This is a genomic window from Stenotrophomonas sp. 71799_Sma, assembly GCF_056482505.1.
The window spans coordinates 4,844,880-4,858,867 of sequence record NZ_CM151202.1; the positions used below are offsets into that span (position 1 = coordinate 4,844,880).

10 protein-coding genes are annotated in these 13,988 nt (G+C 67.8%); 7 read left to right on the top strand and 3 right to left on the bottom strand.

Going from position 1 to position 13,988, the window contains the following annotated elements:
• The first annotated feature begins 53 nt into the window (after positions 1-53).
• Together ACZK4Z_RS22310 and ACZK4Z_RS22315 are read left to right on the top strand one after the other, a co-directional pair.
• Positions 54-449 (top strand): hypothetical protein, encoded by a 396-nt coding sequence (locus ACZK4Z_RS22310; protein WP_125895899.1) that lies wholly within the window; start codon positions 54-56, stop codon positions 447-449.
• Positions 450-806: 357 nt separating this feature from the next.
• Positions 807-1,769, top strand: a complete 963-nt coding sequence (locus ACZK4Z_RS22315; protein ID WP_132808894.1) for an IS110 family transposase — start codon at positions 807-809, stop codon at positions 1,767-1,769.
• 46 nt (positions 1,770-1,815) lie between these two features.
• Here ACZK4Z_RS22315 and recD read toward each other — a convergent pair whose 3' ends face one another.
• Genes recD through recC form a run of 3 tightly spaced genes read right to left on the bottom strand, consistent with a single transcriptional unit; the run spans position 1,816 to position 10,717 of the window.
• Entirely contained in the window at positions 1,816-3,696 is a 1,881-nt protein-coding gene (gene recD, locus ACZK4Z_RS22320; RefSeq protein WP_125892563.1) for an exodeoxyribonuclease V subunit alpha, read from the bottom strand.
• A complete protein-coding gene (gene recB / locus ACZK4Z_RS22325) occupies positions 3,693-7,373 on the bottom strand; it encodes an exodeoxyribonuclease V subunit beta (protein ID WP_125892565.1) in 3,681 nt (1,226 codons plus the stop codon). Before recB ends, recD begins: the two co-directional genes overlap by 4 nt.
• Positions 7,370-10,717, bottom strand: coding sequence for an exodeoxyribonuclease V subunit gamma (gene recC, locus ACZK4Z_RS22330; protein ID WP_125892567.1), 3,348 nt, complete (start codon positions 10,715-10,717; stop codon positions 7,370-7,372). The genes recB and recC overlap by 4 nt, the downstream gene beginning before the upstream one ends.
• A 189-nt stretch (positions 10,718-10,906) precedes the next feature.
• Here recC and ACZK4Z_RS22335 point away from each other — a divergent pair, with 189 nt between their 5' ends.
• The 5 genes from ACZK4Z_RS22335 to ACZK4Z_RS22355 are packed head-to-tail and all read left to right on the top strand — an operon-like array spanning position 10,907 to position 13,988.
• Entirely contained in the window at positions 10,907-11,695 is a 789-nt protein-coding gene (locus ACZK4Z_RS22335) for an ABC transporter ATP-binding protein (protein WP_049462908.1), read from the top strand.
• Positions 11,695-12,444 (top strand): MlaE family lipid ABC transporter permease subunit, encoded by a 750-nt coding sequence (locus ACZK4Z_RS22340; RefSeq protein WP_005414955.1) that lies wholly within the window; start codon positions 11,695-11,697, stop codon positions 12,442-12,444. Before ACZK4Z_RS22335 ends, ACZK4Z_RS22340 begins: the two co-directional genes overlap by 1 nt.
• A gap of 59 nt (positions 12,445-12,503) precedes the next feature.
• A complete protein-coding gene (mlaD, locus tag ACZK4Z_RS22345) occupies positions 12,504-13,028 on the top strand; it encodes an outer membrane lipid asymmetry maintenance protein MlaD (protein ID WP_010487482.1) in 525 nt (174 codons plus the stop codon).
• The gene (locus ACZK4Z_RS22350; protein WP_010487479.1) at positions 13,025-13,687 is read left to right on the top strand and encodes an MlaC/ttg2D family ABC transporter substrate-binding protein; all 663 of its coding nucleotides are present in this window, start codon (positions 13,025-13,027) and stop codon (positions 13,685-13,687) included. Before mlaD ends, ACZK4Z_RS22350 begins: the two co-directional genes overlap by 4 nt.
• Complete coding sequence (locus ACZK4Z_RS22355; RefSeq protein ID WP_032128488.1) at positions 13,677-13,988, top strand: STAS domain-containing protein; 312 nt, start codon at positions 13,677-13,679, stop codon at positions 13,986-13,988. The genes ACZK4Z_RS22350 and ACZK4Z_RS22355 overlap by 11 nt, the downstream gene beginning before the upstream one ends.

A 13,988-nucleotide genomic window follows, 5' to 3' on the forward strand; every position in this document is an offset into this window, starting at 1 on the left:
ACTAGCGACGGGCGACGCCCGGCAGCCTTTCACCACGCCCACAGGACGGTTCAATGAGTTACGACATGATGGTGTTCGAGGCCAGCACCGCTCCACGTGAGGCGGCGGCCTTCATCGCCTGGTTCGAGAAGCAGACGCAGTGGAACGAACGCCACGAGTACGACGACCCGGCGGTCAGCAGTCCCACGTTGCAGGCGTGGTTCGCGGAGATGGCACAGGAATTTCCGCCAATGAACGGGCCGTTGAGCAATGACGACGATGATCGTGCTGAGGTGACCGAGTACAGCATCGGTAGTCAGGTGATCTACGGCGCGTTCGCCTATTCGGTGGCCGAGCGCGCGCATGGCCGCGTGCAGGATCTGGCCGAGAAGCACGGCGTGGGCTTCTTCGACGTGAGTGCCGATGAAGCGGCGATCGTGTTCCCGGATGGCCTGGTACTGATCGCGTAGATCCACGCAATGCGTGGATGAACCCCGAAGCGATCAGGACGCTCTTTTGTAGAGTCGAGCCATGCTCGACTCCGTGGCCCATCAGCCGAGCATGGCTCGGCTCTACATTATTGCGGCGCAGTCGAGCATGGCTTGTATGTTCCTCCCGGCTCCTACGAGGTATGTAGGAGCCAGGGTGGAGGGACCGTCAAGCATGCATCTGCGGATACTAGCCGACAGACGAGTCGAGCGATCCCCATCCCGCACACGAACGTCGATAAAGGATCGTACGGCCCCCAAAGGGGATCGTCGATGTAGGCAAGCTAACGTCGGTGCGGTACCACCCCAGCCCCTTAAAGATAGCTGGGAGCCGTACAAATGTCTGATTCTCTCGATATTGGCGTGGACGTGGACTCCAAGGAGTTCGTACCGGCAGTGGCCGACCGCAAGGCCGGCGACAGGATCGCCAACACCCGGGCCGGCATAGCCCAGTGGCTCAACACCTTGCCCCAGCGATGCCGGATTGGCATGGAGGCGACGGGGCGGTACTACGAGTTGTTGGCTCGGATGGCTGGCCAAGCAGGCCACGTTGTCTATGTGATCAATCCACGTCTGATCAAGCACTACGGCCGGGCGACGGGCTCGCGTGGCAAGACGGACGCCATGGACGCCGAAGCGATCGCCCGGTACGTGAAGAAGGAGAACGATCGCCTGCGTGAATACGTACCGCGTACCGATGAGCAGCAGCAGATGCACGATTTGCTGCGCAAGCGGCAGACGCTGGTAAAGACACGCGCGCGCCTGGAGCAATCCTTCGGGGTAAGCAAAAGTGCCCCCGGGGAGCTGTCAGATCTGTTCTGCGCTCTGGCTGGGACGCTGTCCGAGCTGGAAAGCGAACTGCAGCGCTTGGGTCGCGATGGAGAGCATGGCACGCTCTACAAGCGCCTGTTGACCATCCCTGGTATCGGCCCCGCCGTCGCCGCTCACCTGATTTACTACATGACGCGCTGGCCGTTGGCCAACGCCAACGCGTGGATCGCCTGCACGGGCCTGGATCCCCGGCCCAACGAGTCTGGCGGCAGAACGGGACGGCGTCGGCTGTCCAAACAGGGCGCGCCAGTGCTGCGCCAGATGCTCTACATGGCCGCAATGGGGCTCAAGCGGTGTCGTCGGGGGCAACCGCTCTACGACGAGCTGTCAAAACGCGGTCACCCCAGCACCGCCGTCTTCAACATCCTGGCCAGAAAGCTGGCCAGGATCGCCTGGGGTGTCTTCAAAAGCGGCCGGGACTTCGATCCGGCCATGCTGAAGGTGGGTCAAGCCTGCTTCCAGCAGGCTTGACCACGAACATAGGATCTCGACTCTACAGGGGCGCATCGCGCCCGTTTCAGAACAACGTGCCCTGCACCATGGGCTGTTCAATGCGCGCCGGCTCTTCGGCCACCGCTTCCGCACCCAGTCGCCAGGCCAGACCACCCAATCGGCTGGCGTGGCGTTTCAATGCGGCCTGCAGCACATCGGCGCTGCCGGCCACATGCAGCACCTGGCGGGCGCGGGTCAGGCCGGTGTAGACCAGTTCGCGCGACAGCACGCGGCTGTCCTGGCGCGGCAGCTGCAACCACACTTCGTCGAACTCCGAACCCTGCGCCTTGTGCACGGTCATCGCGAAGGCGCTTTCATGCGCGGGCAGTGCGGCCGGGTGGAAGGCGCGCGGCTGGTCGACGCTGTCGCCGGGGAACCAGGCCACCATCGCGCCGCTGCCATCACGCAGGCAGATGCCGATATCGCCGTTGAACAGGCGATGCCGGTAGCTGTTCTCGGTGACCAGCAGCAGGCGACCCTGGAAGTAGCCGGGGGTGTTGCCGGCCAGCAGCTGTTCGATGCGGCTGTTGAGCCCGCGTGCGCCCTGCGGGCCTTCGCGCAAGGCGGTCAGCACACGCAGGCGCCCGGCCTGCTGCAGGGCAAGCACTGGATCAGCCGCGTCGGCCAGTGCGCGCCAGTGGCCCAGCAGGTGCTCGCGCTGGCCACGCAGCGGATCGGCCTCGCCTTCGTGGAAATGCACGCCGGCCAGTTCACCGCTGCGCAGCAGCTGCAATGCTGTGCTGCTGTCGCCCTCGCGCACGGCGTGGGCCAGCGGTGCCAGATCCAGCGCATCGCTCTGCCGGTAGCCGCGCTGCAGCTGCACGCGGCGCCCGGCGAAGGCGCGTGGTGCGGCCTGCGGCTGCAAGATGGCCGGCGCCAGAAGACCATGCAGTGCCTGCGCGTCATCAACGCGGGTACCGATGCCATCACCGCTGGCACGCAGGATCGCGCTGAGCACGTCGCCGGCCTCGACCGAGGGCAACTGATCGGGATCGCCGAGCAGGATCAACCGGGTGCCGCTGGCGATCGCGTCGACCAGCTTGGCCATCATCGGCAGATCGATCATCGAGGCTTCGTCGACCACCACCACATCCACCGGCAGCGGATTGTCGGCATGGTGGCGGAAGCGCGGTGAATCGGGAATCACGCCGAGCAGGCGATGCAGGGTGGTGCCGGTACTGGGCAGCGCCGCGCACAACGCCGGGTCCAGTCCTTGTTCCTGCAGCCGTTGCACGGCGACGCGAAGGCTCTCGGCCATGCGCTCGGCGGCACGCCCGGTGGGCGCGGCCAGCGCCACCTCGGGCAGTGGCTGGCCGGCGTGCCGGGCCTGCGCGGCCAGCAGCAGCAACAGGCGCGCGATGGTGGTGGTCTTGCCGGTGCCGGGGCCGCCGGTGACCAGCGCCAGCGGATGGCGCAGGGTCACGCCGGCGGCGCGTGCCTGATGATCTTCGCCGCCCAGTGCCTGCGGGAACAGCTGCGCGAACAAAGGCGCCAACGCTGCCATGTCCGGCGCCGGCAGCGGATGCCGGCCGATGCGCTGCAGCCCAGCCGCCAGCTGACGCTCGTACTCGCGATAGCGGCGCAGGTAGAGCAGGCCGTTCTCCAACACCAGCGGCGCATCCTCGGCGATGGCGTCGGCCTGCTCCGGCGTCGCGACCCACGGCGATGCGCACAGCTGCTCCAGCCAGTCCTGCGCGGCAGGCCACTCGGGTACGCCTTCCAGCAACCGCTGCGGTTGCGCCGGATCGAACGCAGCATGGCCTTGCGATACCGCCAGCGACGCAAGCGCAGCCGCCAGCGCCACGCTCTCGGGCGTGTCGTCGCGCAGCCGCTGCAGGCTGGTCGCCAGTGCATGGTCGAGGGTGCGCAGCAGGCCCTTCTGGTGCAGTTCCTTCAGCAGGCTCATGCACTGGCTCCGCGGGCACGCGCAGCCAGTTCGGCCTGGGCCTGTTCGCCACCGGCGAACAACGCATCCAGGGCATCCACCAGCGCCAACGGGAAGCGGTCCACATGCACACCGTTGCCGGCGGCATCCAGGCCGCGGCAGAACAGATAGCGGATGCCGCCCATGTCGCGCTCGTAGTCGTAGGCCGCACCCAGGCGGAAACGCAGCCAGCGATGCAGGGCCACGGTGTAGATCAGCGCCTGCAGGTCGTACTCGCTGTGCCGCATGGCAATGGCCAGCAGGTCCGGGCTGTAACCAGGCAGGCGGTTGGACTTGTAGTCGAGCACGTACCAGCGCCCATCGCGCACATAGGTCAGGTCGATCATGCCGGTCATCAGCCCTTCCAACCGGCGGCGCTGGCCGAAGCCGCGTCGCGTGCTGGAAACACCGTGCGCATGCAGCACCTGCAGCAGCGCCGGCACCGTGGTCGGCTCGATGGCGAAATGGAAGTCGATTTCCGCGCGACGCTCGCCTTCACCCAGGCTGTGCAGCGCACCGCCTTCGGGCAGCGGCACGGTGAGCGTGTGGCCGACCAGCGGCACCAGTACGGACACGCCATCATCCAGATCGACGTCAGCATATCCTTCGTCGTGCAGTGCCTTGCGCAATACCTCGGCCTGTCCCTCAGGGGCTTGCAGACCTGGCTGCCAATCACCCCATGCGGCGAAGTCGACGTTCTCCATCGCTTCGTGCAGCACGTTGCCGAAGCGACTGCCCATGAAGCGCGGGTCGACCGGTGTGCTGTCTTCGGCCGCCGCGGCGGGTTCCGGCAACGCCGGTTCCAGTGGCAGTTCCGGGCCAGCGGGTTCGTCGGCAGCGGGCGCCGGCAGCTCGGTGGCGGCGGCTTCGATATCACTGCCCGCGCCGGCATCGGCGTGGGCCAGCTGGGTGAAGCTGTACACCCACCAGTCGTGCGGGACGCGCCGGGTCAGGGCACGCACCGCCGGAAGGTCACCTTCCACTTCGGCCGCCAGCTGCGGCAGCGCGGCCGCTGCCTCACTGTCATCGATGTGCACATCGGCGTGCGCGCGCAGCGCCTGCAGGTCACCCAGCAGCGGCGCCAGCCGCGTCTTGCCGAGCCCGGCCAGATCACCCACGGCGATCCACAGCGCATGCTCGGCACGGGTCAGTCCCACATACAGCAGGCGCGCATCCTCGGCCCGCTGCTCGCGCTCACGTTGGTTGCTGGCCGCTTCCCAGGCCTCGTCCTTGTCCAGCTTCCAGTGCAGCTGGCGCTGGCCACCGACGTGCACCGTGCAGTGCGAGGCGGTGTTCGGTGCGCCGCCGTCGATGCCGACGAAGGGCAGGAACACCAGCGGATACTCCAGGCCCTTGCTCTTGTGCAGGGTGATGATCTGTACCCGGCGCGCATCCGATTCCAGGCGCAGCAGCTGTTGCTCGTCATCCTGATCGGCGCTGGCCATCTGCCCCTGCAGCCAGTCCAGCAGACCGTGCATGCCCAGCGCCTGCGCCGAGGCTTCCTGCAGCAGTTCGCCCAGCTGCAGGTAATTGGTCAGGCGGCGCTCGCCGTCGATCAGCGCCAGCAGGCGTTCGCCCTGTGCGGCACAGACATCGGCGATCACCGCGAACGGTCCGCCGCGCTGCCAGCGCTCGCGCCAGTTCAGCAGCTGTGCCTGGAACTCGCGTTGCAGGTCGCCCTCGCGCTCCATCGCCGCGATCGCGCTGGCGCGTTGACCGAGCAGGACAGTGGCCAACGCTGCACGCAGGCGGCCTTCGTCAGCCGGTTGCAGCAGCGCCAGCAGCAGCGCACGAAGATCGCGCGCTTCAGCGGTGGCGAACAGGCTCTGCTTGCCGGCTGCCACCGCGGGAATGCCGACCGCCGCCAGCGCGCGCTGCACCAGCGTGGCCTCGCGATGCGAGCGCACCAGCACCGCGATATCACCGGGTTGAACCGGGCGCCCACGCAGCACGGCATTGCCCGCACGCGCCTCGACCAGGATCTGGTGAATCGCAGCCACGCAGGCCTGGGTCGCGGCATCACGCGAGGCGTCCGCACTCATCGCCTTGTCACCGCCACTGCGCAGCACGCGCAGGGTGAGTGCCGTGGCGGCATGGCCATCACGCTGGTAGTCCTCGTCGATGCGCACGCCACCGGGCCGCACCGGCTCGAACTGGATGTCGCGTTCGAGGAAGGCGTCTTCGCCACCGTTGTCGTACAGCGCCTGCAACGCACGCAGCACAGCCGGTCGCGAGCGGAAGTTCTGGTCCAGCACCGGCGCCTGCTGTGCCACCTGCTTGGCCTTCAGGTAGGTGTGGATATCACCGCCGCGGAAGCCGTAGATCGCCTGCTTGGGGTCGCCGATCAGGAACAGCGCCGGTGGCAGGCCGAGTTCACGCACCTCCGGCGAATCGCCGAACACGGTGTGGAAGATGCCCCACTGGCGATCGTCGGTGTCCTGGAACTCATCGACCAGCGCGATGCGGTACTGCGCACGCAGTTGTTTCACCAGCGTCAACCGTTGCGGGCCTTCCAGTGCCAACGCCACGCCATCGATCAGGTCGTCGTAGGTCTGTACCCGGCGCGTGCGCTTCAGCGCCTGCAGGCGCTGCGTGGCTTCGGCGCGAAGCGCGTGCAGGAAGTTCAACGCGGTACCACGCAACCAGGCATCGCGTTCGGCCAGCAGCGCGACATAGCGCGCCAACGGCGCCTGCAATGGCGACGATGGCGTGCGATCGGGGAATTTCTTGTTGGTCTTGTCGGCCAGCACCTCCGGCAGCAGTGCCGGCAGGCGCTCGCTGGCCAGCATCTCGCGCGGGTCGCCGCGCTCAGCCCAGGCCAGCAGCTGTCGGCCTAGCGGGTGCAGCCAGCCCAGCTTGTAGGACACGCCGTTGATCCACTTGTTGTCGACGGCATCGCAGAGGTCGATGAAGAACTGCTCGCCATGCTCGCGAAGCGCCTGCTGCAGTTCGGCGGCGGTGGCCTGCAAGGCCGGGTGTGGATCAGCCAGCGTCACCGGCTGTGGCAACGGGTGCAGGGGCGGCGTGCCCAGCAGCGCGCGCAGATCGGCGGCCAGCGCGTCCGGGTTGGACCACAGCCAGGTCAGCGGCTCCAATGTGGCCGGGTCGTTGGCATGCACGCGCCACAGATCAGCGGCCAGCTCCTCCAACAGTTCACGATCGCTGGCCAGCAGTTCCGGCGGATCAAAGGTATGGCCGCTTTCCAGTGCATGCTCGCGCAGCACGCGGGTGCAGAAGCCGTGGATGGTGAAGATCGAAGCCAGGTCGATCTCGTCGGCAGCCACCTGCAGGCGGCGTTTCAGTGCGACCGCGCTCTCGGTTCCGCCCTGTAGATGGCGCTGCAGTACCTCGCGGGTCAACCGCAGGTCTGGCGCTTCGCCCTCGGCCGGTTCCAGATCGACCAGGCGCGCGGCCAGCGCCAGGCGCTCGCGGATGCGTTTGCGCAGTTCCTGGGTGGCCGCATCGGTGAAGGTCACCGCCAGGATCTGGCCGATACGCAGGCCCTGCTCCACCACCAGTCGGGTGAACAACGTGGCCAGGGTGAAGGTCTTGCCGGTGCCTGCGCTGGCTTCAATCAGGCGAATGCCGTCCAGCGGCAGGGCCAGGTAGGGATCGCCCGCCATACGCTGGGTTTCCTTGTCTGCGATGGCGGTGTTCATGCGTTGCCCTCCTGGCGTGCTTCGGTACCGAGAGTGCGGCCTTCGCGCACCGCGCTGAAGACCACCTGGCTGTTGCGCAGCAGCTCGGCATAGCTGGCATCGGTGGCAAACGGGTCGGCACCGCGCAGCAGCAGCTGCCAGGCGTCGCTGCTGGATTCACCCCAGCTGCGGTCGCTGCCATGCCACTGCTTCCAGCCTTCGCTGCGCTGTTTTTCTGCCGGCGCGTTGTACAGCACCCAGCCGGTGTACGGGGCAAAGCGCAGCGGCTCACGCAGGCCGCGCTGGCGCAATTGCAGCAGCGCACGCAGCGCGGCGCGTGCAGCGGGGGCGCTCAGTGCTGGCAGCACATGCGGGCCGGGCCCGGCGTCACCGCCATCGTGGAACTGCACCAGCGGCAACGCATCGCCGGCGGCGTTGGCCAGCAGCCAGTCCAGGCCCTGGCGGATCACTGCATTGCCATTGAGGGTACCGGCGCGCAGGCGCACCAAGCCCTCGGGATGCCGATCGGCCACGCGGCCATGCAGGCGCACGCCCTCGATGTCCACTTCGTAGCGACGGCTTTCCAGCGGTTCGCCCTGCATCCAGCCCAGCAACGCACTGGCATACGGGCGCGTCTTCAACTGCTCCCCCTCGAACTGGCGCTCGCCCAATGGGCCGGACGGCAGCAGGCCGCGCGCGCGCAGCCGCGGGTACAACGGCTCGGTATCGCCGCTGAGCGTGGCGCGCACCACCGCCGCCTGCACGCTGCGCTTTTCCGGGCCGCGCGATGACAGCACCAGCGGTTCCAGGTCATCGACCTCCTCGATATCGTCGGCCAGGCGCAGGCCCAGCGACTGCGCGAGGAACTGCCCGGCCGGATCGCACAGGAAACGGCGCAGGGTATCGAGTGCGACGTCGTCCTCCACCGCATCGTCGAGCGGCGGTGGCAGCGGTGCGTCGAACCACGGCTGCAGTCCACCGCGCTGGCCAGTGAGGCGACCGGCCGCCGGATGCCACTGGCGGCGATAGCTGAAGCGACGCGGATCGCCATCACCAAACGCCGCCGGTGAGAACGGCTGCATTGCGTGGCGCACGGTGAAGTCGCGGACCGCCGCAGGCGGATCGAGGTGATACGCAGCGGCGGCATCGATCAGTTCACTGACCAGCACCGACGGCTCGCGCACGCTGCCATCGCGCGGATCGGCACCGAGGTAGCTGAGGTAGAACACCTCCTGCGCGGCGGCGAACAGCTGCAGGAACAGGAAACGGTCGTCTTCGCGGGTGGAGCGGTCGCCCGGTCGGCGGCGCGGCGTGTCCAGTTCGGCGGTGAGCTGGTTGAGACCGGCCGCCGGGTCACGGCGCGGGAAATCGCCATCATTGAGGCCCAGCACGCAGATCACCCGGAATGGCAGCAGTCGCATCGGCACCATGCGGCCGAAACTGATGCCACCGGTCAGCAGCGGTGCGCGCGTATCGGCCTCGCCCAGCGCGCCGGCGAAGTGCGCACGTACCACCTCCGGCGGCACGCCTTCCGCGAAGCCGGCCTTGGCAGCATCCTCGGCGAACTGGTTGAGCAGCTTGCGCAGGCGCTCCAGGGCACGCTGGCTGTTGGGTGAACTCGGCGCGGTGGGCAGCAGTGCATCCAGCAACGACAGCAGGCGCTGTCGCCATTGCGCCGGGGTCAGCAGCTCGCCGAGGCGACGCTGGTAGATCGCCAGCACGCGCAGCAGGCGCAGCAGCCGGTCCAGCGCGTCCAGCGCGCCGCCTTCCAGTTCGATCCACGGTGCGACACCCGCCAGGTCGGCCTCGCTGCCGGTGGCATGGCCGAGCACCAGGCGATCCAGCGCGAACTGCCAGGTGTAGGCGTCGTCGGCCGGCGCCTGGTGCTGGTGGCGGTGCTTCGCATCCAGGCCCCAGCGTGCACCGGCCTGCTGCAGCCAGCCATGCAGGCGGTCGAAGTCCACCGCTTCCAGCCCGGCCGCTTCGGCCAGCGGCGCGCTGGCCAGCAGGTCCAGCACCTCATTCAGGCCAAAGCGCGAGACCGGCAGGCCCAGCAGGTGCACGAACACATCAGCCAGCGGTTCACCGGCCAGCGGGCTGCTGTCGGCCAGCGCATAGGGGATGTGCTCCTCCTCGCCACCACGGCCGCCGAACACCGCTTCCAGGTACGGCACGTAGGGATCGATGTCCGGCGCCAGCACCGCGATCTCGCGCGCCTGCAGCGGCGGGTCGAAGCGCGGGTCCTGCAGCAGGCTGCGCAGCTGGTCGTGCAGCACCTGCAACTCGCGCAGGCGGGTATGGCAGGCGTGTACCTGCAGGCTGGGGTCGTCGCTGCGAAGCCCGTCACGCAGCTCGCCCGAGGGCAGTGCGCGGCGGTGGAACAGGTCACGCTGCAGGCGATGCAGCAGGCTGTCGGACAGGCCGCCTTCGTCCAGGGTCGGCCGGGTGTCGTCCTCCGGATCGGAATAGGCGGCGATTTCGCCGGCCGGATGCACCACCTCGTAACTGCCCAGCACCGCCATGAAGTCGCGCCCGGCCGCGCCCCAGGCTTCCAGCAGACGGTTCTCGCCGGCTGCTTCGCCGAAGGGATCGGGCGCGCCGCTGCGCAGGCGCTCGGCCAGGGTCTGCAGATCGCCCCAGTACGACTGCACCGGGGTGGGCATATAGAAATGCAGCTCGCCAACACGTGCCTGGGTGGCCATCACCCGCAGCACATCGGGCGAGATGTTGAGCGTCGCGAACGCAGACATGCGCGGTGGCAAGCCCTTCGGCAAGGGTTGGCCGGCCCCTTCGAAACGGTCCAGGTATTCCTGGATGCGGCGCGCGCGGTAGTCGTGGCCGTGGGTGATGGTGCGCCACAGGATTGCCTGCGGATCGGACGGATCGGCACCGGCCGCCCAGCGCAGCAGCCAGTCGCGGCGCCACGCCTGGTACTTCTCGAACACCGAGGCCAGCTCGCCAGCCAGCGCCCACGGCTTCAATGCGTCATCGCCGGCAAGATAGGACTGCAGCGCGCGCATCGGTGGCTGCGCCAGCAACGCCGGGTCGCGCAGGGCCTGGTACAGCTTCCAATGCAGGCCGGCCGCGTCCAGGTCGTCCTGCTCGCCGCTGACGTTGGCCTTCAGCGCGCGCGCCACGAACTCACCCGGGGTGAGGAATTCGAGGTTCGCAGCCACACCGAACTCGGTGGCCAGTGTCGCTTGCAGCCAACGCCGCATCGCTACCTGCGGGATCAGCACCACTTCCGGTGCCAGCAGCGGCTGGCCAGGAACGGGCGTACGCACATTGCGCGCCAGCAGCGCGGCCAGCACGTCCAGGGAGTTGGAATGGTAGAGGCGGAAATCGCTGCCTGGGTCACTCATCATGCACAGTGTGCAGGACAGCAGGCAGTATTCAATGGTTGGGCCGCGAGCGGTACGGATTGTTCCGGGACACCAGCCGATTGTCCCGGCCTCCGCCGAGGCTTGTCGTGCAACAATACTGCACCGTCCAGTCTGCTTATGTTCAGCCGACGGGCCCGATCCTTCGATGTCTAAAAAACGTTAATGGTGCCCATGTCGGCTTCCACCTCCAGTCTGGTGCAGTTATCCAACGTCCGCATCGACCGGAGCGGACGCACGATCCTGCGCGACGTGTCGCTGCAGGTGCCCAAGGGCAGCATCACCGCCGTTCTGGGTCCGTCCGGCAGCGGCAAGTCGACCCTGCTGGCGGCGCTGACCGGCGAACTGCGCCCGGTCGCCGGCGAGGTCACCCTGTTCGGCAAGCCGATTCCGCATGACAGCGGCGCGCTGCTGGAAATGCGCAAGAGCGTGGGCGTGCTGCTGCAGGGCAACGGCCTGCTGACCGACCTGACCGTGGCGGAAAACGTGGCGCTGCCGCTGCGTACGCACACCCGCCTGCCGACCGCCGTGCTGCGGCGGCTGGTGCAGATGAAGCTGCATTCGGTGGGCTTGCTGGCCGCCGCCGATGCCTGGCCGCGCGAGCTGTCAGGTGGCATGGCGCGCCGCGTGGCGCTGGCCCGTGCACTGGCGCTGGACCCGCCGCTGATGATCTACGACGAGCCGCTGACCGGGCTGGACCCGATCGCCTCGGGGGTGATCATGAGCCTGATCCAGCGCCTCAACCACAGCCTGGGCCTGACCAGCATCATCGTCAGCCACCACGTGCACGAGACCCTGCCGATCTGCGACCAGGTGATCGCGATCGCCAATGGCGGCATCGTGTTCCAGGGCACGCCCGAGGCACTGCAGTCCAGCCAGGACCCGCTGCTGCGGCAGTTCCTGCACGGCCAGCCCGATGGCCCCATCCCGTTCGATGCCGCGCCGCGCGCGAGGGTCGCCTGATGCCGTTCGTTCAAGCCACCCGCTCGCTGGGTCGTGCCGGCCTGTTCTCGCTGACCGTGCTGCGCGGTTCGCTGCCGACCCGTGATTTCCTGGCCGAGTTGACCCGCGAGATCTACAAGATCGGTGCGCGCTCGCTGCCGATCATCGCCGTCGGCGGTGCCTTCGTCGGCCTGGTGCTGACCCTGCAGGGCTACCGCACGCTGACCACCTTCGGTGCGGCCGACGCACTGTCGACCCTGCTCGGGCTTTCGCTGTACCGCGAGCTGGCACCGGTGCTGACCGCGCTGCTGTTCATTGGCCGCGCTGGCAGCTCGATCGCCGCCGAGCTAGGCCTGATGCGTGCCACCGACCAGATCAAGGCGCTGGAGCTGATGGCGATCGACCCGGTGGCCAAGGCGGTGGCGCCGCGCTTCTGGGCGGCGGTGCTGACCGTGCCGCTGCTGACCGGCATCTTCTGTTCGCTTGCAATCAGTGCCAGCTACTTCGAAGCGGTGCACGTGCTGGGCCTGGACAATGGCGTGTTCTGGTCGGCGCTGCGCAACAGCGTGGACTTCTGGGACGACTTCGGCGTGGCAATGCTGAAGTCGGCGATCTTCGGCGGCACTGCCGCGCTGGTTGCCGCCTATGTGGGTTTCCACGCCGAGCCGACTATTGAAGGCACTTCGGTGGCGACCACCCGTGCGGTGGTCAACGCTTCACTGCTGGTGCTGATGTTCAACTTCGTGCTGTCGGCAATGTTGTTCACCTAACCCCTCCACCGGCGGTGCGCAGGCGCGCGCGGCCACAACGACTCGATCAGGTAATCCACATGGCCATCCGCGGTCCCAGACTCGAATTTTCCGTCGGCGCCTTCCTGCTGCTGGCCCTGGCCTCGCTGATGGTGCTGGCCGTGGCCTCGACCAACCAGCGCTGGAGCTGGGGCAGCGAAGGCTACGACCTGAAGGCACGCTTCTCCCAGGTCGGCCAGCTGCGCAAGCAGGCACCGGTGAAGATCGGCGGCGTCACTGTCGGCCAGGTCGCTTCGATCGACCTGGACCCGGTGAAGTTCGAATCGATCGTCACCCTGCGCATGGACAGCAAGGTCAAGGACCTGCCGGCGGACACCTCGGCCGGCATCTTCACCAGCGGTTTGCTCGGCGAGAGCTATATCGGTCTGCAGCCGGGCGGTGATCCGGACGTGCTGAAGGCCGGTGACGAGATCGTCTTCACCCAGCCAGCGGTGGACCTGATCCAGCTGGTCGGCAAGTACATGTTCAGTGGCGGTGCCGGTGGCGGCGCTGCTCAGAAGCCCAACGATGGCGCGCAGGCGCCTGCAACGGAACCGCAACCATGAAGATGAAACTGATCCCGGCCCTGCTCGCCTCGGCGCTGCTGGCGGCCACCCCGTTCCTGGCCCAGGCCCAGGCCGCTGCGCCTGCCGCTGCCGCAACGCAAAGCCAGGCCGGCAAGGTGGTGATCGATGCCAGCAGCCGCATCCTGTCCACGCTGCAGCAGCGCAAGAGCGAGTTCACCAGCAACCCGGCCAGCCTGCGCAGCTACATCGACAGCGAGCTGACCCGCACCTTCGACCGCGACTACGCCGCGCGCCTGGTGCTGGGCCCGCACGCCCGCGGCGCCTCCGACGCCGACATCAAGCTGTTCGCCGATGCCATGGCCGACAGCCTGATGCAGCGCTACGGCTCCACCCTGCTCAACATCCAGGGCAAGCCGAGCTTCCGCCTGAAGGGTGAAAGCCCGCTGCCGGGCAATCGTGGCGTGCGCGTGAGCACCGAACTGGTGCGCGCCGGCAACGAACCGACCCCGGTCGAGTACTGGATGCGCAACGTGAACGGCCAGTGGAAGATCTTTGACGTCAACATCGAAGGCATTTCCTACGTGCAGACCTTCCGCAACCAGTTCGACACCCCGCTGCGCCAGAAGGGCATCAAGCAGGTGGCCAACGAACTGCACAGCGGCAGCATGCAGGCCGGGCCCGCGGGCAATGGCAAGTAACGCACTGGCGCTGCTGGAAGGCGACACCCTGCGCCTGCGCGGGGTGCTCGACCGTGCCGCGGTGATCGCGCTGTGGCCGCAGCTGCAGGCCCTGCCGGCAAAGCTGTCACGGCTGGAGCTGGGTGAGGTCGAACGCGTGGACAGCGCCGGCCTGGCGCTGCTGGCCGAGCTGGCCGCACGTGCGCGCAAGAGCGGTCACCCGCTGGCAGTCTCCGGCGCGCCGGCCGGCTACAACGAGCTGAGCGCAGCCTACCGGCTGTCGCCCGACCTGGATTTCAACGCTACTTCTGCTGCGAGCTGA

What these genes read in the sequence shown, in the direction of transcription:
- ACZK4Z_RS22310 (WP_125895899.1), top strand. Translation starts at nt 54, where the DNA reads ATGAGTTACGACATGATGGTGTTCGAGGCCAGCACCGCTCCACGTGAG.
- ACZK4Z_RS22315 (WP_132808894.1), top strand. Translation starts at nt 807, where the DNA reads ATGTCTGATTCTCTCGATATTGGCGTGGACGTGGACTCCAAGGAGTTC.
- recD (WP_125892563.1), bottom strand. Translation starts at nt 3,696, where the DNA reads ATGAGCCTGCTGAAGGAACTGCACCAGAAGGGCCTGCTGCGCACCCTC.
- recB (WP_125892565.1), bottom strand. Translation starts at nt 7,373, where the DNA reads ATGAACACCGCCATCGCAGACAAGGAAACCCAGCGTATGGCGGGCGAT.
- recC (WP_125892567.1), bottom strand. Translation starts at nt 10,717, where the DNA reads ATGATGAGTGACCCAGGCAGCGATTTCCGCCTCTACCATTCCAACTCC.
- ACZK4Z_RS22335 (WP_049462908.1), top strand. Translation starts at nt 10,907, where the DNA reads ATGTCGGCTTCCACCTCCAGTCTGGTGCAGTTATCCAACGTCCGCATC.
- ACZK4Z_RS22340 (WP_005414955.1), top strand. Translation starts at nt 11,695, where the DNA reads ATGCCGTTCGTTCAAGCCACCCGCTCGCTGGGTCGTGCCGGCCTGTTC.
- mlaD (WP_010487482.1), top strand. Translation starts at nt 12,504, where the DNA reads ATGGCCATCCGCGGTCCCAGACTCGAATTTTCCGTCGGCGCCTTCCTG.
- ACZK4Z_RS22350 (WP_010487479.1), top strand. Translation starts at nt 13,025, where the DNA reads ATGAAGATGAAACTGATCCCGGCCCTGCTCGCCTCGGCGCTGCTGGCG.
- ACZK4Z_RS22355 (WP_032128488.1), top strand. Translation starts at nt 13,677, where the DNA reads ATGGCAAGTAACGCACTGGCGCTGCTGGAAGGCGACACCCTGCGCCTG.